Raw genomic sequence first — 21,822 nt, 5'->3', positions numbered from 1 at the left:
GAAGGGACCAACCTTTGGGTGGCGGGCTGAACGGAGTTGGTCCTACCGGCCTCATTGGATACCGGCGCGCCTTACGACGCCACCGTCCAGCCCACCATTGAGGTGTAGCTGGTCGCACGATAAAAGTGAATTTTATCGCGAATGAGGTAATCAGGGGACCAATCCTGGCACCTGATTATGCAGGTGCAGCGAGAAGATAATGCTTATCCGCGATGCTGACAAGAGGGCATTCCGGAAGGCACCTCGCAGAAATGAAAATACGTTATATCAGCGACTTAAAAGCATAAGGAATACCTGAAATTACAGCGCAATGCCGTTCAGTTAAGCATGTAGGGTGAACATGTGATTATTGCTCAGGTTTCCGTTCACCTCAGTGGTGTCATTTCTCTGAAGCGCTGATACCCGTGAACGTGCAAGGGAGGCTCACCGCCGCCTCCCTTGCAACCCAGGCTCCCGGCGGGAAAATCGTCGCTGCGCGATGTATTCGTCTTATGCCGTCTGCCTGTCGGGTCGGGGCCGAGCCTGCATCCATGCAGGCCGTCCCCTCTGCCCGCATCCCTGCGGGCAGCCCCGGTCAGCCGTCAACGCCTCATCGATTTTCAGCCGGACCGGTGTCATCGCTTCAACGCTCTGACTTCCAGTTAAATTTGTTTTGCTGTCATAACGTGAACGGAACCGTTCTCCGGGTAACATGGTATTTGCTCCAAAAAGGAGAAATTACCCCTTCATCCACATCCGTACGCCATCGAGGAACATCTGGGTGGCCATCATCACCAGAATCAGCCCCATCAGGCGCTCCAGCGCGTTCACCCCTTTCTCCCCCAGCAGACGTAAAAACAGCGACGACTGCAACAGAATCACAAACGTACCGCCCCAGGCGATCAACAGAGCAATCACCAGATGCCCCATCTGGTTCGGGTACTGATGCGACAACAGCATTAATGAGGCCAGGATTGTTGGGCCTGCCACCAGCGGAATCGCCAGCGGAACGATAAACGGCTCTTCACCAGCCGGAAGCCCGGCGCTATTCCCGGTGGCGCTGGGGAAAATCATCTTAATGGCGATCAGGAACAAAATGATGCCCCCGGAGATAGAAACGGTTTCCGCGCGCAGGTTAAGAAATGCCAGAATTTTCTCGCCCGCAAACAGGAATATCAGCATCACCAACAGCGCAATGAACAGCTCGCGAATCATAATCGCGCGGCGGCGTTTTGGTTCGGTATGTTTCAATACGGACATGAAAATGGGCAGATTTCCGAGTGGATCCATAATCAGGATCAATAAAACTGCCGCTGAAATGATTTCATTCATAACTCAAATTCCCTGATAATTACCGCGGACTTTCTGCTTGCTTGCGCAGCGGGATAAGTCGCATTACTGATGGCTTCGCTATCATTGATTAATTTCACTTGCGACTTTGGCTGCATTTTGTATGGTGAAGGATATGCCACCAGGACACTGGCATACATACACAGCACACATCTCTGCAGGAAAAAAACGCTATGAAAAATGTTGGTTTTATCGGCTGGCGCGGTATGGTCGGCTCTGTTCTCATGCAACGCATGGTTGAGGAGCGTGACTTCGACGCCATTCGCCCTGTTTTCTTTTCTACTTCCCAGCTCGGGCAGGCGGCACCGACATTCGGTGGAACCGCGACCGGCACGCTTCAGGACGCTTTTGATCTGGACGCGCTGAAGGCGCTCGATATCATCGTGACCTGTCAGGGCGGCGATTATACCAACGAAATCTATCCAAAGCTTCGTGAAAGCGGTTGGCAGGGTTACTGGATTGACGCGGCCTCTTCGCTGCGTATGAAAGACGATGCCATCATTATTCTCGATCCGGTTAACCAGGATGTCATCACCGATGGCCTGAATAAAGGGATTAAGACCTTTGTCGGCGGTAACTGTACCGTTAGCCTGATGCTGATGTCCCTTGGTGGCCTGTTTGCCAACGACCTGGTCGACTGGGTCTCCGTGGCGACCTACCAGGCGGCTTCCGGCGGCGGCGCGCGTCATATGCGCGAGCTGTTGTCTCAGATGGGTCATCTGTATGGCCATGTGGCCGATGAACTGGCGACCCCATCCTCTGCTATTCTCGATATCGAACGTAAAGTAACGACGCTGTCCCGCAGCGGCGAACTGCCGGTTGATAACTTCGGCGTACCGCTGGCCGGTAGCCTGATTCCGTGGATCGACAAACAGCTCGATAACGGTCAGAGCCGTGAAGAGTGGAAGGGACAGGCGGAAACCAACAAAATTCTCAACACGTCTTCCGTGATCCCGGTTGATGGTCTGTGCGTGCGCGTCGGCGCGTTGCGCTGCCACAGCCAGGCGTTCACCATCAAACTGAAAAAAGATGTGTCTATTCCGACCGTGGAAGAACTGCTGGCGGCGCACAACCCGTGGGCGAAAGTAGTACCAAACGATCGTGAAATCACCATGCGTGAGTTAACCCCGGCGGCCGTTACCGGCACGTTGACCACGCCAGTAGGTCGTCTGCGTAAGTTGAATATGGGACCGGAGTTCCTGTCAGCCTTTACCGTAGGTGACCAGCTGCTTTGGGGTGCTGCGGAGCCATTGCGCCGCATGTTACGTCAACTGGCGTAATGGTTTGTTAATGATCAAAGGGTGCTGAGTCACCCTTTTTTTTGCGTAATACAGGAGTAAGCGCAGATGTTTCATTTTTTACCAGGAGTAAGATAAAGCATTGGCTATTCTTTAAGGGTGACTTAGTACCGGAGGTATTAAGTTGTTGCCTGAAGGTGGGACGACGCAGAGAGGATGCACAATTGTGCTGCGCCGTTCAGGTCAAAAAAAGTGTCGCTACCTGATGTCGAAAATCAGTTGGAAGGGGTGACACCATAAAACAGGAAGACAACCATGTCCGTTCGTATCGATAGAGACGTGATTAATGCGCTAATTGCAGGCCATTTTGCGGATCCTTTTTCCGTACTCGGTATGCACCAAACTGACGCTGGACTTGAAGTCCGCGCCCTATTACCTGACGCCACCGAAGTGTGGGTGATCGAACCCAAAACCGGACGCAAAGTCGGCAAGCTGGATTGCCTCGACTCTCGTGGCTTTTTCTGTGCAGTACTTCCCCGCCGTAAAAATTTCTTTCGCTATCAGTTGGCCGTTGTCTGGCATGGACAGCAGAATCTGATTGATGACCCTTATCGTTTTGGCCCGCTGATCCAGGATATGGATGCCTGGCTGCTATCTGAAGGTACGCACCTGCGACCTTACGAAACGCTGGGTGCGCATGCGGATACTATGGATGGCGTAACCGGTACGCGCTTCTCCGTCTGGGCACCTAACGCTCAACGCGTGTCAGTGGTTGGGCAGTTCAACTACTGGGATGGTCGACGCCACCCGATGCGCCTGCGCAAAGAAAGCGGTATCTGGGAGCTGTTTATCCCCGGTGCCCAGCAGGGTCAGCTGTATAAATATGAGATGATCGATGCCAACGGTAAGCTGCGAATCAAAGCGGACCCTTACGCGTTTGAAGCGCAAATGCGCCCGGAAACCGCATCGCTTATCTGTGGTTTGCCGGAAAAAGTGGTGCAAAGCGAGGAGCGCAAAAAAGCCAACCAGTTTGATGCGCCGATTTCTATCTATGAAGTGCACCTGGGGTCATGGCGTCGTCATACCGATAACAACTTCTGGCTGAGCTACCGCGAGCTGGCGGATCAGCTGGTGCCTTATGCCAAGTGGATGGGCTTTACCCATCTCGAACTGTTGCCGATTAACGAACACCCGTTTGACGGCAGTTGGGGTTATCAGCCTACCGGCATGTACGCGCCGACCAGCCGTTTCGGCACGCGCGATGACTTCCGCTATTTTGTCAATGCCGCGCATCAGGCGGGGCTGAACGTCATTCTCGACTGGGTGCCGGGTCATTTCCCGTCGGACGACTTTGGTCTGGCTCAGTTTGATGGCACCAGTTTGTATGAACACAGCGATCCGCGTGAAGGCTATCACCAGGACTGGAACACGCTGATCTACAACTATGGCCGCCGTGAAGTCAGCAACTATCTGGTGGGCAACGCCCTGTACTGGATTGAGCGCTTTGGTATCGATGCGCTGCGCGTGGATGCCGTAGCATCGATGATTTATCGCGACTACAGCCGTAAAGAAGGGGAATGGGTTCCGAACGAATTTGGCGGTCGTGAAAACCTCGAAGCCATTGAGTTCTTGCGCAATACCAACCGTATTCTTGGCGAACAGGTGCCTGGTGCGGTGAGCATGGCGGAAGAGTCCACTGATTTTGCTGGCGTTTCAAGACCGCAGGACATGGGCGGTTTAGGGTTCTGGTATAAGTGGAACCTCGGCTGGATGCACGACACGCTGGACTACATGAAACTGGACCCGGTTCATCGTCAGTACCATCACGACAAGCTGACCTTCGGTATGCTGTACAACTACACCGAAAACTTTGTCCTGCCGCTGTCGCATGACGAAGTGGTACACGGTAAAAAATCCATTCTCGATCGCATGCCGGGAGACGCATGGCAGAAGTTTGCCAACCTGCGCGCCTACTACGGCTGGATGTGGGCCTTCCCAGGCAAGAAACTGCTGTTTATGGGCAACGAGTTTGCGCAGGGACGTGAATGGAACCACGACGCCAGCCTCGACTGGCACCTGCTGGAAGGCGGCGACAACTGGCACCACGGCGTACAGCGTCTGGTGCGCGATCTGAACCACACCTACCGTCATCACAAAGCGCTGCACGAGCTCGACTTTGACGCCTATGGCTTTGAGTGGCTGGTGGTGGATGACAACGAACGTTCGGTGCTGGCTTTCGTGCGTCGTGACAAGGTCGGCAATGAAATCATCGTGGTCAGTAACTTTACGCCTGTGCCCCGCCACGGCTATCGCTTCGGTATCAATCAGCCGGGGAAATGGCGTGAGATCCTCAATACCGATTCGATGCATTACCACGGCAGCAATACCGGCAACGGCGGTGCGGTGCACAGTGATGAAATCGCCAGTCATGGTCGGCAGCATTCACTGAGCCTCACGTTGCCGCCGTTGGCAACGATCTGGCTGGTTCGGGAGGGGGAATGACGCAACTGGCAACCGGCAACGCCACCCCTCATGGTGCAACGTATGACGGCCATGGCGTTAATTTTACGCTCTTCTCAGCCCATGCTGAACGCGTTGAATTATGCGTATTTGACGAGGACGGTTGCGAACTCCGCTACGACCTGCCGGGGCGTAGCGGTGATATCTGGCACGGCTATCTGGCCAACGCCCGGCCCGGTCTGCGCTATGGCTATCGCGTACATGGCCCATGGCAACCGCAGCAGGGCCACCGGTTTAACCCAGCCAAGCTGCTGCTCGACCCTTGCGCCCGTCGGGTCGAGGGCGAGTTAAAAGATAACCCGCTGCTGCACGGCGGGCTAAATGAACCGGATCGTCATGATAACGCCGCCATCGCGCTGAAGGGCGTGGTGGTGTCCGACCATTATGACTGGGAGGATGATGCCCCGCCGCGCACACCGTGGGGCAATACCGTGATTTACGAAGCGCATGTCAAAGGGTTGACGTATTTGCATCCTGACCTGCCGGAAGAGATTCGCGGAACCTACAAAGCGCTGGGGCATCCAGTGATGATCGATTACTTCAAGCGTCTCGGCATTACCGCGCTGGAGCTGCTGCCGGTGGCGCATTTTGCCAGCGAACCGCGACTTCAGCGGCTGGGCCTGTCGAACTACTGGGGATACAACCCGGTGGCCATGTTCGCGCTGCATCCGGCCTACGCTTGCTCGCCAGAGAGCGCGCTGGATGAGTTTCGCGACGCGGTAAAAGCGCTGCACAAAGCGGGGATTGAGGTCATTCTCGATATCGTTTTGAACCACAGCGCCGAGCTGGATCTCGAAGGGCCTGTCTTCTCGCTGCGCGGAATTGATAACCGTAGCTATTATTGGATCAGGGATGATGGTGATTACTACAACTGGACCGGTTGTGGGAACACCCTCAATCTGAGCCATCCTGGCGTTGTGGAATACGCATGTGAATGCCTGCGTTACTGGGTTGAAACCTGCCATGTGGATGGCTTTCGTTTTGATTTAGCATCCGTCATGGGGCGTACACCTGCGTTTCGTCAGGATGCGCCGCTGTTTACCGCGATCCAAAACTGTCCGCTGCTCTCTCGCGTCAAACTGATTGCGGAACCGTGGGATATTGGTGAAGGCGGGTATCAGGTGGGGAATTTTCCCCCACCGTTTGCCGAGTGGAATGACCATTTCCGCGATGCGACGCGACGCTTTTGGCTCCAGCGTAATCTCTCGTTGGGCGAGTTTGCCGGGCGTTTTGCCGCATCCAGCGATGTGTTTAAACGCCAGGGCCGCAAACCCAGCGCCACGGTCAATCTGGTGACGGCGCACGACGGTTTTACACTGCGCGACTGTGTGTGCTTCACAAATAAGCACAATGAAGCGAATGGTGAGGAAAATCGCGACGGCACTAGCAATAACTACAGCGACAATCATGGTAAAGAAGGATTAGGCGGCACGCTGGACCTGATTGAACGGCGGCGCGACAGCATTCATGCGCTGTTAACCACGCTGTTGCTCTCCCAGGGGACGCCGATGTTGCTGGCGGGCGATGAGCATGGTCATAGCCAGCACGGCAACAATAACGCTTACTGCCAGGATAACGCCTTAACCTGGCTGGACTGGCAGCAGGCAAACAGTGGGCTAACCACATTTACCGCCGCGCTGATTCATCTGCGTCGGCAAATACCCGCATTAACGGGTAATTGCTGGTGGGAAGAGGGCGATGGCAATGTTCGTTGGCTGAATAAGTACGCACAACCCTTAAGTGCGGATGAGTGGCAAAACGGCCCGAGGCAGATGCAAATCCAGCTTTCAGACCGTTTTCTGATTGCAATAAACGCCACGCTTGAGGTGACAGATATCGTTTTACCTGAAGGGGAATGGCACGCCATTCCCCCATTTGCCGGAGAGGATAATCCGGTGCTTACGGCTGTCTGGCAGGGACCTGCGCACGGACTGTGTGTGTTCCAGAGAAGATAAAAAGGAGTTAGTCATGGTGAGTTTAGAGAAGAACGATCGTGTAATGTTGGCGCGCCAGCTGCCATTAAAATCTGTTGCCCTGATCCTGGCCGGTGGCCGCGGAACCCGTCTGAAAGATTTAACCAACAAACGAGCCAAGCCTGCCGTGCACTTTGGCGGTAAGTTCCGCATTATCGATTTTGCTTTATCCAACTGTATTAACTCCGGGATCCGCCGTATCGGCGTAATCACGCAGTATCAGTCCCATACGCTGGTGCAGCATATCCAGCGCGGCTGGTCGTTCTTTAGCGAAGAGATGAACGAGTTCGTCGATCTGCTGCCTGCCCAGCAGAGAATGCAGGGTGAAAACTGGTATCGCGGCACGGCGGATGCGGTGACCCAAAACCTGGACATCATTCGACGCTATAAAGCGGAATACGTGGTGATCCTCGCGGGCGATCATATTTATAAGCAGGACTACTCACGCATGCTGATCGACCACGTCGAGAAAGGCGCGCGCTGCACCGTGGCCTGTATGCCAGTGCCGATCGAAGAAGCCAGCGCGTTTGGCGTGATGGACGTGGACGACACCGATAAAATTATCGAGTTCGTTGAAAAACCCGCCAACCCGCCAGCGATGCCTAACGATCCGACCAAATCGCTTGCCAGTATGGGGATCTATATCTTCAACGCCGATTATCTGTATGAACTGCTGGCGGAAGATGATCTCGATGAAAAATCCAGTCACGATTTTGGCAAAGACATCATTCCAAAAATCACCGAAGCTGGCATGGCATATGCACATCCATTCCCGTTGTCCTGCGTGCAGTCTGACCCGGAATCCGAACCGTACTGGCGCGATGTGGGGACGCTGGAAGCTTACTGGAAAGCGAACCTCGATCTGGCTTCGGTGACGCCTGAACTGGATATGTACGACCAGGACTGGCCAATCCGTACGCATATGGAATCGCTGCCGCCAGCGAAATTTGTTCAGGATCGTTCCGGCAGCCACGGAATGACGCTGAACTCGCTGGTTTCCGGCGGCTGTATTATTTCGGGTTCGGTGGTGGTGCAGTCCGTTCTGTTCCCGCGAGTGCGGGTGAATTCATTCTGTAACATTGATTCGGCAGTGTTATTACCTGAAGTGTGGGTGGGACGTTCATGCCGCTTACGTCGTTGCATTATTGACCGCGCCTGCGTTATTCCTGAAGGCATGGTAATCGGTGAAAACGCGGAAGAAGATGCACGTCGTTTCTACCGTTCAGAGGAAGGCATTGTGCTGGTCACGCGTGAAATGCTGCGCAAACTGCAGATCAAACAGGAGCGATAATGCAGGTTTTACACGTTTGTTCAGAGATGTTCCCCCTGTTAAAAACCGGGGGACTGGCGGATGTTATTGGGGCGTTACCTGCGGCACAAATTGCGGACGGTGTGGATGCCCGCGTATTGCTTCCGGCGTTTCCTGATATTCGTCGCGGCATTCCCGATGCGCAGGTCGTGACGCGTCGGGATACCTTCGCCGGACGGATAACGCTGTTGTTCGGACATTACAACGGCGTCGGCATTTATCTGATTGATGCGCCACATCTCTATGACCGTCCCGGGAGCCCGTATCACGATACGAACCTGTTTGCGTATACCGATAACGTGCTGCGTTTTGCGCTGTTGGGTTGGGTCGGCTGTGAAATGGCCTGCGGCCTTGATCCATTCTGGCGCCCGGATGTGGTGCATGCGCACGACTGGCACGCTGGCCTGGCGCCGGCGTATCTGGCGGCGCGCGGCCATCCGGCGAAATCGGTGTTCACCGTACACAACCTGGCGTATCAAGGCATGTTTTATGCAAAGCATATGGATGACATCCAATTGCCATGGTCGTTCTTTAATGTGCACGGGCTGGAGTTTAACGGCCAGATTTCGTTCCTGAAGGCCGGGTTGTACTACGCCGACCACATTACGGCGGTCAGTCCGACCTACGCGCGGGAAATTACCGAGGCGCAGTTCGCCTACGGCATGGAAGGTTTGTTGCAGCAGCGCCATCGCGAAGGGCGTCTTTCCGGCGTGCTGAACGGCGTTGATGAAAAAATCTGGAGCCCGGAAACCGATCTGCTGCTGGCGTCGCGCTATACGCGTGACACGCTGGAAGATAAGGCGGAGAACAAACGGCAGCTACAGATCGCGATGGGACTTAAGGTTAACGATAAAGTGCCGCTGTTTGCTGTAGTCAGTCGCCTGACCAGCCAGAAAGGGTTGGATCTGGTGCTGGAAGCGTTGCCGGGGTTGTTAGAGCAGGGCGGACAACTGGCGTTGCTCGGCGCGGGCGATCCGGTTTTACAGGAAGGTTTCCTCGCCGCGGCGGCGGAACATCCGGGGCAAGTGGGCGTGCAGATTGGCTATCACGAAGCCTTCTCGCACCGCATCATGGGCGGGGCTGATGTGATATTGGTGCCCAGCCGTTTTGAGCCGTGTGGCTTAACACAATTGTATGGACTGAAGTACGGCACGTTGCCGCTGGTGCGACGTACCGGTGGGCTGGCTGATACGGTGTCTGATAGTTCGCTGGAGAACCTGGCGGACGGTATCGCCAGTGGGTTTGTATTTGAAGATAGTAATGCCTGGTCGCTGCTACGGGCGATCCGGCGTGCTTTCGTATTGTGGTCCCGGCCTTCGCTGTGGCGGTTTGTACAACGTCAGGCCATGACCATGGATTTTAGCTGGCAAGTCGCGGCGAAGTCATACCGTGAGCTTTACTATCGCTTGAAATAGTTATCCAGGAATCACCTATATGAATGCTCCATTTACTTATGCATCGCCCACACTCAGCGTAGAGGCACTTAAGCATTCTATCGCCTACAAGCTGATGTTCACGATTGGTAAGGACCCGGTCATTGCCAATAAACATGAGTGGCTGAACGCCACATTGTTCGCGGTGCGCGATCGTCTCGTGGAGCGCTGGCTGCGTTCTAATCGTGCGCAATTATCCCAGGAAACTCGACAGGTCTATTACCTGTCTATGGAGTTCCTGATTGGCCGCACGCTTTCCAATGCACTGTTATCGTTGGGGATTTATGACGATGTCAAAAATGCGCTGGAAGGCATGGGGCTGGATCTTGAAGATCTGATCGACGAAGAAAACGACCCGGGTCTTGGCAACGGTGGCCTCGGGCGCCTGGCGGCCTGCTTCCTGGACTCACTGGCAACGCTGGGACTGCCGGGACGTGGCTACGGTATTCGCTATGACTACGGCATGTTCAAGCAAAACATTGTTGATGGCCGACAGAAAGAGTCGCCGGACTACTGGCTGGAATACGGTAACCCATGGGAGTTCAAACGCCACAATACGCGCTACAAAGTGCGTTTTGGCGGGCGTATTCAGCAGGAAGGCAAGAAAACGCGCTGGATAGAAACTGAAGAGATCCTCGCGGTTGCCTACGACCAGATTATCCCCGGTTACGACACTGATGCCACCAACACGCTGCGCCTGTGGAATGCGCAGGCCAGTAGCGAAATCAACCTTGGTAAATTTAACCAGGGCGACTACTTTGCGGCGGTGGAAGATAAAAACCACTCCGAGAACGTCTCCCGCGTGCTGTATCCGGATGACTCCACCTATTCGGGACGCGAGCTGCGCTTGCGCCAGGAGTATTTCCTGGTCTCCGCCACGGTGCAGGATATCCTGAGTCGTCATTACCAACTGCACAAAACCTACGACAACCTGGCGGACAAAATTGCTATTCACCTCAATGACACCCATCCGGTGCTGTCGATCCCTGAGCTGATGCGTCTGCTGATTGATGAGCACAAGTTTAGCTGGGACGATGCCTTTGAGGTGTGCTGTCAGGTCTTCTCGTATACCAACCATACGCTGATGAGCGAGGCGCTGGAAACCTGGCCGGTGGATATGCTGGGTAAAATTCTGCCGCGCCACCTGCAAATCATCTTTGAGATTAACGATTACTTCCTGAAAACGCTGCAGGAGCAGTATCCGAGCGATACGGGTCTGCTGGGGCGGACGTCGATCATCGATGAATCCAACGGCCGCCGGGTGCGTATGGCATGGCTGGCGGTGGTGGTGAGCCACAAGGTTAACGGCGTGTCGGAACTGCACTCCAACCTGATGGTACAGTCGCTGTTTGCTGACTTTGCGAAGATCTTCCCAACCCGCTTCTGCAACGTTACCAACGGCGTGACGCCGCGTCGCTGGCTGGCGCTGGCGAATCCGGCGCTTTCCAATGTGCTGGATGAGAACATTGGCCGTACCTGGCGCACCGATCTCAGTCAGCTCAGCGAACTGGAACAACACTGCGATTACCCGCTGGTAAATCAGGCGGTGCGTCATGCGAAGCTGGAGAACAAAAAGCGACTGGCGACGCTCATCGCGCAGCAGTTGAATGTGGTGGTGAATCCGAAATCGCTGTTTGATGTGCAGATCAAGCGTATTCACGAGTACAAGCGTCAGTTGATGAACGTGCTGCATGTGATCACCCGCTACAACCGCATTAAGGCCGATCCTGACGCCGAGTGGGTGCCGCGTGTGAATATCTTCGCCGGTAAAGCGGCTTCGGCCTATTACATGGCGAAGCACATCATTCATCTGATCAACGACGTCGCAAAAGTGATCAACAACGATCCGCAAATTGGCGACAAACTGAAAGTGGTGTTTATCCCTAATTACAGCGTTAGCCTGGCGCAGGTGATTATTCCTGCCGCCGACCTGTCTGAGCAAATCTCACTGGCCGGGACCGAAGCCTCCGGGACCAGTAACATGAAATTTGCGCTGAATGGCGCGCTGACCATCGGTACGCTGGATGGCGCTAACGTTGAGATGCTGGAGCATGTGGGCGCAGAAAATATCTTTATCTTTGGTAATACGGCGGAAGAAGTGGAGGCGCTGCGTAGTCAGGGTTACAAGCCGCGTGAGTATTACGAGAAAGATGAAGAGCTGCACCAGGTGCTGACGCAAATCGGCAGTGGCGTATTCAGCCCTGAGGAGCCGGGACGCTACCGTGATCTGGTGGACTCACTGATCAACTTTGGCGACCACTATCAGGTGCTGGCGGATTATCGCAGCTACGTTGATTGTCAGGATAAGGTGGATGAACTGTATCGTCATCCGGAAGAGTGGACCACGAAGTCGATGATCAATATCGCCAACATGGGCTACTTCTCATCGGACAGGACCATCAAAGAGTATGCCGAAAACATCTGGCATATTGATTCGGTACGGTTGTAACACACGATGCCGGGGGCGCTTCGCTTGCCCGGCCTACGTTTATGCACTTTTGTAGGCCGGATAAGGCGTCGCCGCCATCCGGCATTTTTATCAGGACGCCAGCGACAGTTGGCGCTTCTCAATGTACTCCGCCAGCCACTGGGTCATGCGCGACTGCTGTTCTGCATTCAGCCACATCCCTTCTTTCGTACGACGCCACAGCGCATCGTCCGCACGACGGACCCATTCGTGATCGACCAGATATTTCAGCTCGGCCTCATAAAACTCATGGCCAAAGTCTTCACCTAACTCGGCAAGTGAGGTGGCTTCGCCGATAATCCATTCGGTGTTGCTGCCGTAGGTACGCGAATAATGGCGCGCCAGCGACTCGGTCAGGAACGGGTAGCGACGGCGCAGTTTGGCCGCGTAATCCTCGCGATCGCCGCCGATGTCACCGCCTGGCAGAATGCACTCTTTCGTCCACGCCGGACCAATGCCCTGATAGTACGACGCCAGTTTTTCCATCGCATGTTCAGCCAGCTTACGGTAGGTCGTCAGCTTGCCGCCAAAGACCGACAGCAGCGGCGCTTTGCCGTTTTCATCATGGATATCCAGCGTGTAATCACGGGTGATAGCCTGCGGCGAGTCGGACTCGTCGTCGCACAGCGGGCGCACGCCTGAGTAAGTCCAGACGATATCATCACGGCCCAGCTGTTTCTTAAAGTGCGCGTTGTAGACCTTCAGCAGGTAATTGATTTCACTCTCATCAATTTTCACTGCTTTTGGATCGCCTTTGTATTCGACGTCGGTCGTCCCGATGATCGAGAATTCGTCCATCCATGGGATGACAAACACAATACGTTTATCTTCGTTTTGCAGGATGTAAGCCTGTTTCTGGGTATGTACGCGCGGCACCACGATGTGGCTGCCTTTAATCAGGCGAATACCGTACGGCGATGGTAGGTGCATACCGTCGTCAAAGAACTCTTTCACCCACGGACCGGTAGCGTTGACCAGACCGCGCGCCTGCCAGGTGTGTTTTTTGCCGGTATCGATATCTTCAGCTTCAACAATCCACAAACCGTTTTCACGGCGAGCAGAGGTGGCGCGAGTGCGGGTTAATACTTCTCCGCCTTTGCGTACGACCATTTGGGCATTTGCCAAAACCAGTCGTGCATCGTCTACCCAGCAGTCAGAATATTCGAAACCGCGCACAATCTCAGGTTTCAGTACGGAGTCCGCGCCAAAACGCAAACCGGTAGAACTCGGCAAACTGGTGCGTTTGCCCAGATGATCGTACATAAACAGACCAATACGGATCATCCACGCCGGACGCAGATGCGGGCGATGGGGCAGACGAAAGCGCATTGGGAAGGCGATATGCGGTGCCATTTTCAACAGCACTTCACGTTCGGCCAGCGCTTCGCTCACCAGACGAAATTCGTAGTGTTCCAGGTAGCGCAGGCCACCGTGGATGAGTTTGGAGCTGGCGGAGGAGGTCGCGCAGGCTAAATCCTGTGCTTCCAGCATCAGCACGGATAATCCGCGTCCAGCGGCATCTGCCGCGATACCGGCACCGTTGATGCCTCCACCTATCACAATCAGATCTTTGGTTTCCATGCTGGCCTCTCGCACTTTCGTTATAGCTCATTAATGTTCGTTATCGAGCATAATAGCAAAGAATCGCGCCATTGGTAACATCGGATAAACAATTTACAGTGATACATATAACATTATGGTGTTTAACTGCCGTCGGGACGTACACTAAGAAGTAACATGTTCGAAAAGCGTCACCTGCAAATAAAGAAGAGAGAGCAATGGATCAGTTTGAATGTATTAATGTCGAAGAAGCGCATCAGAAGCTGCATCAGGGAGCTGTGGTGTTAGTGGATATCCGCGATCCGCAAAGCTATGCGATGGGTCACGCCCCGCAGGCGTTTCATCTGACGAACGACACGCTGGGGTCATTTATGCGTGAGCATGATTTCGACACCACCGTGTTGGTGATGTGTTATCACGGCAACAGCAGTAAAGGCGCGGCGCAATATCTTCTGCAGCAGGGTTATGACGCGGTTTACAGCGTTGACGGCGGCTTCGATGCCTGGCATCGACATTTTCCGGCAGAAGTGGCATACGGTTCGTAAGCTAACAAAGATGCAGCCTGAAACGGGCAGGATAGATATACTGTCCTCTTTTGTGTGGATGAAGCGACAGCAACCATGTTGATGATTACCTCTTTTGCTAACCCCCGCGTGGCGCAGGCATTTGTTGATTATATGGCGACACAGGGCGTTATCCTGACGATTCAACAACATCAGCAAACGGATGTCTGGTTGGCGGATGAGTCCCAGGCTGAGCGCGTGCATGCTGAACTGGCGCGATTTCTGGAGAACCCGGGCGATCCGCGCTATCTGGCGGCAAGCTGGCAGTCAGGGCAGACCGACAGCGGTTTGCGCTATCAACGCTATCCGTTTCTTGCCACGTTGCGCGAACGTGCGGGTCCGGTGACCTGGGCGGTGATGGCCGCGTGTGTGCTGGTGTTTATCGCAATGAATGTGATGGGTGACCAGGCGGTTATGCTCTGGCTGGCATGGCCGTTTGATCCTACGCTGAAATTTGAATTCTGGCGTTATTTCACCCACGCGTTTATGCACTTCTCACTGATGCACATTCTGTTCAACCTGTTGTGGTGGTGGTATCTCGGCGGCGCGGTTGAAAAACGACTCGGCAGCGGAAAACTAATCGTCATTACCGTAATTAGCGCGCTGTTGAGCGGCTATGTGCAGCAGAAATTTAGCGGCCCGTGGTTCGGTGGACTTTCCGGCGTAGTGTATGCCCTGATGGGCTACGTGTGGTTGCGCGGTGAGCGCGATCCGCAAAGCGGCATTTTCCTGCAGCGTGGTTTGATTATCTTTGCGTTGATGTGGATTGTTGCCGGCTGGTTTGATTTGTTCGGCATGTCGATGGCGAACGGCGCGCATATCGCCGGGCTGGCCGTCGGTCTGGCAATGGCATTTGCTGATACTATTCATGTGCGAAAACGAACGTAATTTCAGGGAACCATAATGAAGCAAACACAACGACATGACGCGATCATCGAACTGGTAAAAAAACAGGGATACGTCAGCACCGAGGAGCTGGTGGAGCATTTCTCCGTCAGCCCACAGACGATTCGCCGCGATCTCAACGATCTGGCCGATCAGAACATGATTTTGCGCCATCACGGCGGCGCGGCGCTGCCCTCCAGTTCGGTCAACACCCCGTGGCATGACCGTAAAGCAACGCAGACGGCGGAAAAAGAGCGCATTGCCCGCAAAGTCGCCACGCAGATCCCGAACGGCTCCACGCTGTTTATTGATATCGGCACCACGCCGGAAGCGGTAGCGCACGCGCTGCTCAATCACAGCAATTTACGCATTGTGACCAACAACCTCAATGTGGCGAATACCCTGATGGCGAAAGAGGATTTCCGTATTATTCTGGCCGGTGGCGAACTGCGTAGCCGTGACGGTGGTATTATGGGCGAAGCAACCCTCGACTTTATTTCTCAGTTCCGTCTGGATTTCGGCATCTTAGGCATCAGCGGCATCGACAGCGATGGTTCCCTGCTGGAATTTGATTATCACGAAGTTCGCACCAAACGCGCGATTATTGAAAATTCGCGCCATGTGATGCTGGTGGTGGATCATTCGAAGTTTGGGCGTAATGCGATGGTGAACATGGGCAGTATCAGCATGGTGGATGCAGTATATACCGACACGCTACCGCCTGCTGGCGTGATGCAGGTCATTGCTGACCATCATATCCAGTTAGAGTTGTGCTAAGCGGGTTCCAGGCCTGATACGCATAGCGCATCAGGCGTTAACTAAACGCCATACCCCATCATCTTCAGCAGTTTCTGCGCATGTTGCACCGCATCCTGGCGGTGCGCCACGCCGAGCTTTTGGTACAAATTGCGGATGTGCGTCTTAATGGTCGTCGCGGCAACAGCCAGCTCACCGGCAATCTGCTCGTTGCTGTAGCCAGAATAAATCAGACCGAGAACCTGCCATTCACGCTGGGTCAGCGGGCTGGTACGGATCAGCTCCGGGACGTCCGGGTGGGTGAGCAGGCGTTCAACGAATCCTTCATCAAAGTGGGCGAATTTGTGGCGGTGATGCTGGTTAATCTCACGCAAAATACGCTGCGCACGATGCTGTTCAAGTTCCGGTAATGTGTTGAGCTGAATCAGCTGGCGTAACTGCTGCGCCATGGCCTCGCCTTCGATCACAAAGTGGCTGATGAACCCGGTGCGGTTCGCCAGTTGCAGGGCGTCGAGCAACACCCGCTGTGCGTCATTTTTGCGCCCCGCCTGCCAGTACAACTGATTAAGCAGCAGCAGGTTACGGTTCAGATCGCTCATCAGGCGCAGATTGCGCGCATTTTCATTCAACTCTTCCAGCACAATCTCAGCCGGTTCAAACTCGCCCAGCAGGATCTGCGCACGGGCGATGTTGCGCCATTGTCCTTGCAGGAAGTGGTTATTGGCGAATTCCGGTTTCGGCGTGTGGCGCAGCCAGTTGGCGGCTGAATTTTTGTCGCCGACCATTTGCCAGTAAATCACCCGGACTTTATCAGCGTTGGAGATCCAGTCGCTGTGATAGTGGCCATTACCCAGCAGGTTTTCCAGACGGTTGAGCAGGCTACGCGCGTTGTCCAGATCGCCACGCGCCAGCGAACACTGAACCTGCAGCGCCAGACACTGTAGCTGCTGCTGCGGCTGGAAGGTGGAAAGTAGTTCAATACCCGAGCGGGCAGACGCTTCCGCTTCGTCCAGGCGCGCCCATGCCCACAGGAGCTGCGCACGAATGCGCACCAGGAACTCGTGCATCGGCAGCTGTTCGAGGTGCTGCTCTTTGATCAGCTGGAACGCTTTTTCCTGGATTTCCCAGGCGGCCTGCAAAAAGCCCTGGGCAAACAAGATTTCACTTTGCTGAATAAGACTCCACAGGGCGTAATGCCAGACGTCATGATGGCGCGCCATTTGTTCGGTTTGCTGCATCAACGCCAGAGAACGCGTGAGGTCGCCCTTACAGTGCAGAACTTCGCCGTGTACCGAGGTGGCGACAATTCGGCTATAGAACCAGGCGATGGGTAATTCATCCAGCGCCAGTTTCGCCAGACGCTCGGCTTCATCAGGATTTCCGTCGTTAATCGCGACCTGCGCTCGCAGGGCGTTAAATTCAGCATGTAGCGTCTGTTCCATATCGCCTTTCATTTCCTGCTCAGCGCGCGCCAGCAGGGTATTCACCTCGCCGTAGCGGTGCTGGCTTTGCATCAGCCAGGCTTGCAGCAGAACCAGACGCGGATTTTCCAGCAGGCTTTCCCACGGCAGAGCTTTCAATGACTCTTCAAGTAATGCCAGTTCGCTGTGGTTAAACAGCCCCCACGCATGATTGAGCAGAATGTCGCGCAGCATATGGGCGTCGCCTGCCGCCAGCGCGTGGTGGATGGCTTCGGTCGGAAAACCTTGCGCCATCCAGCTTTCAGCGGCGGCGCGGTGTATTTCGGGAAGTTCGGTAGCTAACTCCCACTGGCAACGCTGGCGTAAAAAGCTGCCAAATAGCGGGTGATAGCTAAACCATTCGCCGACATCATCCATCCGCTGCAGGAATAATCCCTGGCGCTCAATTTCCTCCAGCCGCATTTGGCCGTTTTCTTCGCCCGTGACCCGAACAATCAGCGCATCGTTCATCGAGCGCAGGATGGCGCTTTTTAGCAGGAAATGGCGGGTTCCGATATCGACGCTGTCCAGGACTTCATCGACCAGATAATCGGATAAATGGCTGGCGTTGATACCGGCCAGGCGTCGTGCCGACTGGTGGGCGGAATGGTTGTTCTGACGGGCAGATAAGGCGATCAGCTGTAACGCCGTGGCCCAGCCTGCAACGTCATCGCACATGCGGCTACTTTCCGCAGCCTCAATCGGGGAGGACAGGCGACGGTCAAAGAATTGTTTGGCTTCCTGGTGGTTAAACGCCAACTGCTGACTGCCGATTTCCAGCAGTTGATCGCGTACGCGCAGGTTGGCAATGCCCAGTTGCGGTAGGTTTCGCGACAGCACGACTAACGTCAGATTCTCCGGCTGATGGCGCAGGAAAAAACGCATCGCTTCGTGGATGGCTGGATTGGAGATCAGATGATAATCATCCACGACCAGATAGAGTGGACGATGCCACTCTGCCAGTTCAATGAACAACTGGGCAAACAGTGAAGTCAGGCTGGCATACTGGCGTTTTTGCACCATGGCTTCGCTGGTGGTGCAGTGCCCACCGGTCGCCTGTTGGATTGCCGCAATCAAATAGCTGGCGAAGCGCTCTTGCTGGTTATCGCCTTCATCCAGGGAATACCAGCCTAATTCGTTCTTCCCCGCCGCCCATTGTGAAACAAGCGTTGTTTTTCCATAACCAGCAGGACTTGTTATCAGGGCAAGCCTGAAATTGTTCGCGCCGGAAAGTTTAGCCAGCAGGCGCTCACGAACCACCGTATGGTCGAGTCGAACCGGACGACTTAATTTAGACGGAATCAACATAAGTTAGTCACTTCACTGTGTGAATATGGGGGAAAACGATTTTTTTTGCGCTTCGTAATTAATAGATATAAGGTCGGCCAGAACGGGATTTATTGCAAGCTAAGCGGACTTTTTGTGTGTCTGATTTTGCACTATGTCACAAATCTATACATCTATTGCAATAATTGTTTTAAAGAGTCGCAACAGGCATGGTGACTGGATCCAGCGTTATTTTTACGGGGCGGAATAACTCCTCTTCTTTTATATGGTTACTGTGGTGATGAATAAAAGTCGATGAATTTTGTGCTCGACTTAAAACTTTCATGTGAAATATCTCAAGCAGAATGTGTATTTCAGGTTAGAAACTATTTCTCCGTTTACATATTTTTTCTAAATGTCATCTTCCTGTTTGATATTGTCTGGATAATCCCTTTTGATTAATGCGAAAACCGCGATGCATTTCAGGGGGATGCGCAGAGCCTGCGTATTTATCAGCCATAATACCCCTCGTAAAGTGGCGGCGATCACATTTTAACGCTCATCCCCGCTCCTCCTCCCTACCTAATCCCTGGCAGGATGAGGAAGGTCAACAACGAGCCTGGCAAACTAGCGATAACGTTGTTTATTACCTAAGGACCTGGAATCCCTATGTCACAGCCTACTTTCAACAAAGATCAATTTCAGGCTGCCCTGACGCGTCAGTGGCAGCGCTTCGGTTTATCGTCGGCTCACGAAATGACGTCGCGCCAGTGGTGGCAGGCCGTGAGTGGGGCGTTGGCTGAGTTACTCAGCGCCCAGCCTGCGGTGAAACCAGCAAAAAATCAGCGCCATGTTAACTATATCTCAATGGAGTTTTTGATTGGCCGTCTGACGGGGAACAACTTGCTCAACCTGGGCTGGTATCAGGCGGTGAGCGACGAGCTGAAAGCACACGACATCAACCTGACCGACTTGCTGGAAGAAGAAACCGATCCGGCGTTGGGGAACGGGGGGCTGGGCCGTCTGGCTGCGTGTTTCCTCGACTCGATGGCGACAGTCGGCCAGTCGGCGACGGGCTATGGCCTCAACTATCAGTACGGTTTATTCCGTCAGTCATTTGCTGATGGGCAACAGATGGAAGCTCCGGATGACTGGCATCGCGGCAGCTACCCGTGGTTCCGTCACAACGAAGCGCTGGATGTGCAGGTAGGGATTGGCGGCAAGGTCAGCAAACAAGGCCACTGGGAGCCGGGATTCATCATCACCGGCCAGGCCTGGGATCTACCGGTTCTCGGCTACCGTAATGGCGTGGCGCAGCCGCTGCGTTTGTGGCAGGCCAGCCACGCGCATCCGTTTAACCTGACCAAATTCAACGACGGTGATTTCCTGCGCGCAGAGCAGCAGGGTATCGACGCCGAAAAACTGACCAAAGTGCTGTATCCTAACGACAACCACACGGCAGGTAAAAAGCTGCGCCTGATGCAGCAGTACTTCCAGTGCGCCTGCTCCGTAGCCGATATTCTGCGCCGCCATCATCTGGCGGGACGTAAATTGCACGAACTGGCCGACTACGAAGTTATTCAACTGAACGACACCCACCCGACTATTGCGATCCCTGAACTGCTGCGCGTGCTGATCGATGAGCACCAGATGAGCTGGGACGATGCATGGACGATCACCAGCAAGACGTTTGCGTATACCAACCACACTTTGATGCCAGAGGCGCTGGAGTGCTGGGATGAGAAGCTGGTGAAAGCGCTATTACCGCGCCATATGCAAATCATCAAAGAGATTAACGACCGCTTTAAGACATTGGTCGATAAAACCTGGCCAGGTGATGCTGAAGTCTGGGCGAAGCTGGCTGTGGTGCACAACAAACAGGTGCGCATGGCTAACATGTGCGTGGTCAGCGGCTTTGCGGTTAACGGTGTGGCGGCGCTGCACTCCGATCTGGTGGTGAAAGATCTGTTCCCGGAATATCACCAACTGTGGCCGAACAAATTCCACAACGTCACCAATGGGATTACCCCACGTCGCTGGATTAAGCAGTGCAACCCGGCGCTGGCAGCGCTGCTGGATAAATCGCTGAAAAAAGAGTGGGCTAACGACCTCGACCAGTTGATTAACCTGGAAAAATACGCCGACGACGCGAAGTTCCGTCAGCAGTATCGTGACATCAAGCTGGAGAACAAAGCGCGTCTGGTGAAGTTTATTAAAGCGCGAACCGGTATTGAGATAACGACTAACGCGATTTTTGATATTCAGATTAAACGTCTGCATGAGTACAAGCGTCAGCACCTGAACCTGCTGCATATTCTGGCGTTGTACAAAGAAATCCGTGAGAACCCGCAGGCCGATCGCGTGCCGCGCGTATTCCTGTTTGGGGCGAAAGCGGCTCCGGGTTACTACCTGGCGAAAAATATCATCTTCGCCATTAACAAGGTGGCGGAAACCATCAATAACGACCCGAAAGTTGGCGATAAGTTGAAGGTCGTGTTCCTGCCGGATTACTGTGTCTCAGCGGCGGAAATGCTGATCCCGGCGGCGGATATCTCTGAGCAGATCTCAACCGCAGGGAAAGAGGCTTCCGGCACCGGCAACATGAAGCTGGCGCTGAACGGTGCCTTAACCGTCGGTACGCTGGATGGCGCAAACGTCGAAATCGCCGAAAAAGTGGGCGACGAGAATATCTTTATCTTTGGTCATACCGTGGAAGAGGTGAAGGCGCTCAAGGCCAAAGGTTACGATCCGGTGAAATGGCGTAAGAAAGACAAAGTGCTGGATGCTGTCCTGAAAGAGCTGGAAAGCGGGAAATACAGCGACGGCGACAAGCATGCCTTTGACCAGATGCTGCACAGTATCGGCAAGCAGGGCGGCGACCCGTATCTGGTGATGGCGGACTTCGCGGCCTACGTTGAAGCGCAGAAGCAGGTTGACGTGTTGTATCGTGACCAGGAAGCCTGGACCCGGGCGGCGATTCTGAATACCGCACGTTGCGGCATGTTCAGCTCGGATCGCTCCATCCGCGATTATCAGGTGCGTATCTGGCAGGCGAAACGCTAA

General features: G+C 54.3%; 13 protein-coding genes. 10 read left to right on the top strand and 3 right to left on the bottom strand.

Going from position 1 to position 21,822, the window contains the following annotated elements:
- Positions 1 to 717 precede the first annotated feature (717 nt).
- Positions 718 to 1,311: an NAAT family transporter YhgN gene (gene yhgN, locus AL515_RS22985; protein WP_061068747.1), complete on the bottom strand. Its 594-nt coding sequence runs from the start codon at positions 1,309 to 1,311 to the stop codon at positions 718 to 720.
- 191 nt (positions 1,312 to 1,502) lie between these two features.
- Here yhgN and asd point away from each other — a divergent pair, with 191 nt between their 5' ends.
- The 6 genes from asd to glgP all read left to right on the top strand — a co-directional run bounded on the left by asd (position 1,503) and on the right by glgP (position 12,251).
- A complete protein-coding gene (asd, locus tag AL515_RS22980; protein WP_003023482.1) occupies positions 1,503 to 2,609 on the top strand; it encodes an aspartate-semialdehyde dehydrogenase in 1,107 nt (368 codons plus the stop codon).
- A 273-nt stretch (positions 2,610 to 2,882) separates the two neighbouring features.
- Positions 2,883 to 5,069 (top strand): 1,4-alpha-glucan branching enzyme, encoded by a 2,187-nt coding sequence (glgB, locus tag AL515_RS22975; RefSeq protein ID WP_105242203.1) that lies wholly within the window; start codon positions 2,883 to 2,885, stop codon positions 5,067 to 5,069.
- On the top strand, positions 5,066 to 7,042 hold the full coding sequence (glgX, locus tag AL515_RS22970; protein WP_061068745.1) for a glycogen debranching protein GlgX: 1,977 nt from the start codon (positions 5,066 to 5,068) through the stop codon (positions 7,040 to 7,042). The genes glgB and glgX overlap by 4 nt, the downstream gene beginning before the upstream one ends.
- Before the next feature lie 13 nt (positions 7,043 to 7,055).
- Positions 7,056 to 8,351: a glucose-1-phosphate adenylyltransferase gene (gene glgC / locus AL515_RS22965; RefSeq protein WP_048213568.1), complete on the top strand. Its 1,296-nt coding sequence runs from the start codon at positions 7,056 to 7,058 to the stop codon at positions 8,349 to 8,351.
- Positions 8,351 to 9,784, top strand: a complete 1,434-nt coding sequence (glgA, locus tag AL515_RS22960) for a glycogen synthase GlgA (RefSeq protein ID WP_061068744.1) — start codon at positions 8,351 to 8,353, stop codon at positions 9,782 to 9,784. Before glgC ends, glgA begins: the two co-directional genes overlap by 1 nt.
- Positions 9,785 to 9,803: 19 nt before the next feature.
- Positions 9,804 to 12,251, top strand: a complete 2,448-nt coding sequence (gene glgP / locus AL515_RS22955) for a glycogen phosphorylase (RefSeq protein ID WP_048213566.1) — start codon at positions 9,804 to 9,806, stop codon at positions 12,249 to 12,251.
- A gap of 90 nt (positions 12,252 to 12,341) precedes the next feature.
- Here the strand turns inward: glgP and glpD are convergent, their stop codons facing one another.
- Entirely contained in the window at positions 12,342 to 13,850 is a 1,509-nt protein-coding gene (glpD, locus tag AL515_RS22950; protein ID WP_061068743.1) for a glycerol-3-phosphate dehydrogenase, read from the bottom strand.
- A 197-nt stretch (positions 13,851 to 14,047) separates the two neighbouring features.
- On the opposite strand from glpD, the gene glpE reads away from it, so the two are divergent.
- The 3 genes from glpE (at position 14,048) to AL515_RS22935 (ending at position 16,054) form a co-directional block, all read left to right on the top strand.
- On the top strand, positions 14,048 to 14,374 hold the full coding sequence (glpE, locus tag AL515_RS22945; protein ID WP_061068742.1) for a thiosulfate sulfurtransferase GlpE: 327 nt from the start codon (positions 14,048 to 14,050) through the stop codon (positions 14,372 to 14,374).
- A gap of 75 nt (positions 14,375 to 14,449) precedes the next feature.
- Complete coding sequence (gene glpG, locus AL515_RS22940) at positions 14,450 to 15,280, top strand: rhomboid family intramembrane serine protease GlpG (protein ID WP_048213800.1); 831 nt, start codon at positions 14,450 to 14,452, stop codon at positions 15,278 to 15,280.
- Between the two features lie 15 nt (positions 15,281 to 15,295).
- Positions 15,296 to 16,054: a DeoR/GlpR family transcriptional regulator gene (locus AL515_RS22935; protein WP_003023499.1), complete on the top strand. Its 759-nt coding sequence runs from the start codon at positions 15,296 to 15,298 to the stop codon at positions 16,052 to 16,054.
- A 41-nt stretch (positions 16,055 to 16,095) separates the two neighbouring features.
- Here AL515_RS22935 and malT read toward each other — a convergent pair whose 3' ends face one another.
- Positions 16,096 to 18,801, bottom strand: a complete 2,706-nt coding sequence (gene malT, locus AL515_RS22930) for an HTH-type transcriptional regulator MalT (protein WP_048213563.1) — start codon at positions 18,799 to 18,801, stop codon at positions 16,096 to 16,098.
- Between the two features lie 627 nt (positions 18,802 to 19,428).
- On the opposite strand from malT, the gene malP reads away from it, so the two are divergent.
- Positions 19,429 to 21,822 (top strand): maltodextrin phosphorylase, encoded by a 2,394-nt coding sequence (gene malP / locus AL515_RS22925; protein WP_061068741.1) that lies wholly within the window; start codon positions 19,429 to 19,431, stop codon positions 21,820 to 21,822.

The sequence above is a fragment of the Citrobacter sp. FDAARGOS_156 genome, assembly GCF_001559235.2.
Taxonomy (GTDB): Bacteria; Pseudomonadota; Gammaproteobacteria; order Enterobacterales; family Enterobacteriaceae; genus Citrobacter; species Citrobacter youngae.
The sequence above is the reverse complement of the archived record's forward strand: the minus strand, read 5'-3'. Positions and strand labels throughout refer to the sequence as shown.

Coding starts and splice junctions, on each gene's coding strand:
- asd (WP_003023482.1), top strand. CDS start 1,503: ATGAAAAATGTTGGTTTTATCGGCTGGCGCGGTATGGTCGGCTCTGTT.
- glgC (WP_048213568.1), top strand. CDS start 7,056: ATGGTGAGTTTAGAGAAGAACGATCGTGTAATGTTGGCGCGCCAGCTG.
- glgX (WP_061068745.1), top strand. CDS start 5,066: ATGACGCAACTGGCAACCGGCAACGCCACCCCTCATGGTGCAACGTAT.
- yhgN (WP_061068747.1), bottom strand. CDS start 1,311: ATGAATGAAATCATTTCAGCGGCAGTTTTATTGATCCTGATTATGGAT.
- glgP (WP_048213566.1), top strand. CDS start 9,804: ATGAATGCTCCATTTACTTATGCATCGCCCACACTCAGCGTAGAGGCA.
- AL515_RS22935 (WP_003023499.1), top strand. CDS start 15,296: ATGAAGCAAACACAACGACATGACGCGATCATCGAACTGGTAAAAAAA.
- malT (WP_048213563.1), bottom strand. CDS start 18,801: ATGTTGATTCCGTCTAAATTAAGTCGTCCGGTTCGACTCGACCATACG.
- glpD (WP_061068743.1), bottom strand. CDS start 13,850: ATGGAAACCAAAGATCTGATTGTGATAGGTGGAGGCATCAACGGTGCC.
- glgA (WP_061068744.1), top strand. CDS start 8,351: ATGCAGGTTTTACACGTTTGTTCAGAGATGTTCCCCCTGTTAAAAACC.
- malP (WP_061068741.1), top strand. CDS start 19,429: ATGTCACAGCCTACTTTCAACAAAGATCAATTTCAGGCTGCCCTGACG.
- glpG (WP_048213800.1), top strand. CDS start 14,450: ATGTTGATGATTACCTCTTTTGCTAACCCCCGCGTGGCGCAGGCATTT.
- glgB (WP_105242203.1), top strand. CDS start 2,883: ATGTCCGTTCGTATCGATAGAGACGTGATTAATGCGCTAATTGCAGGC.
- glpE (WP_061068742.1), top strand. CDS start 14,048: ATGGATCAGTTTGAATGTATTAATGTCGAAGAAGCGCATCAGAAGCTG.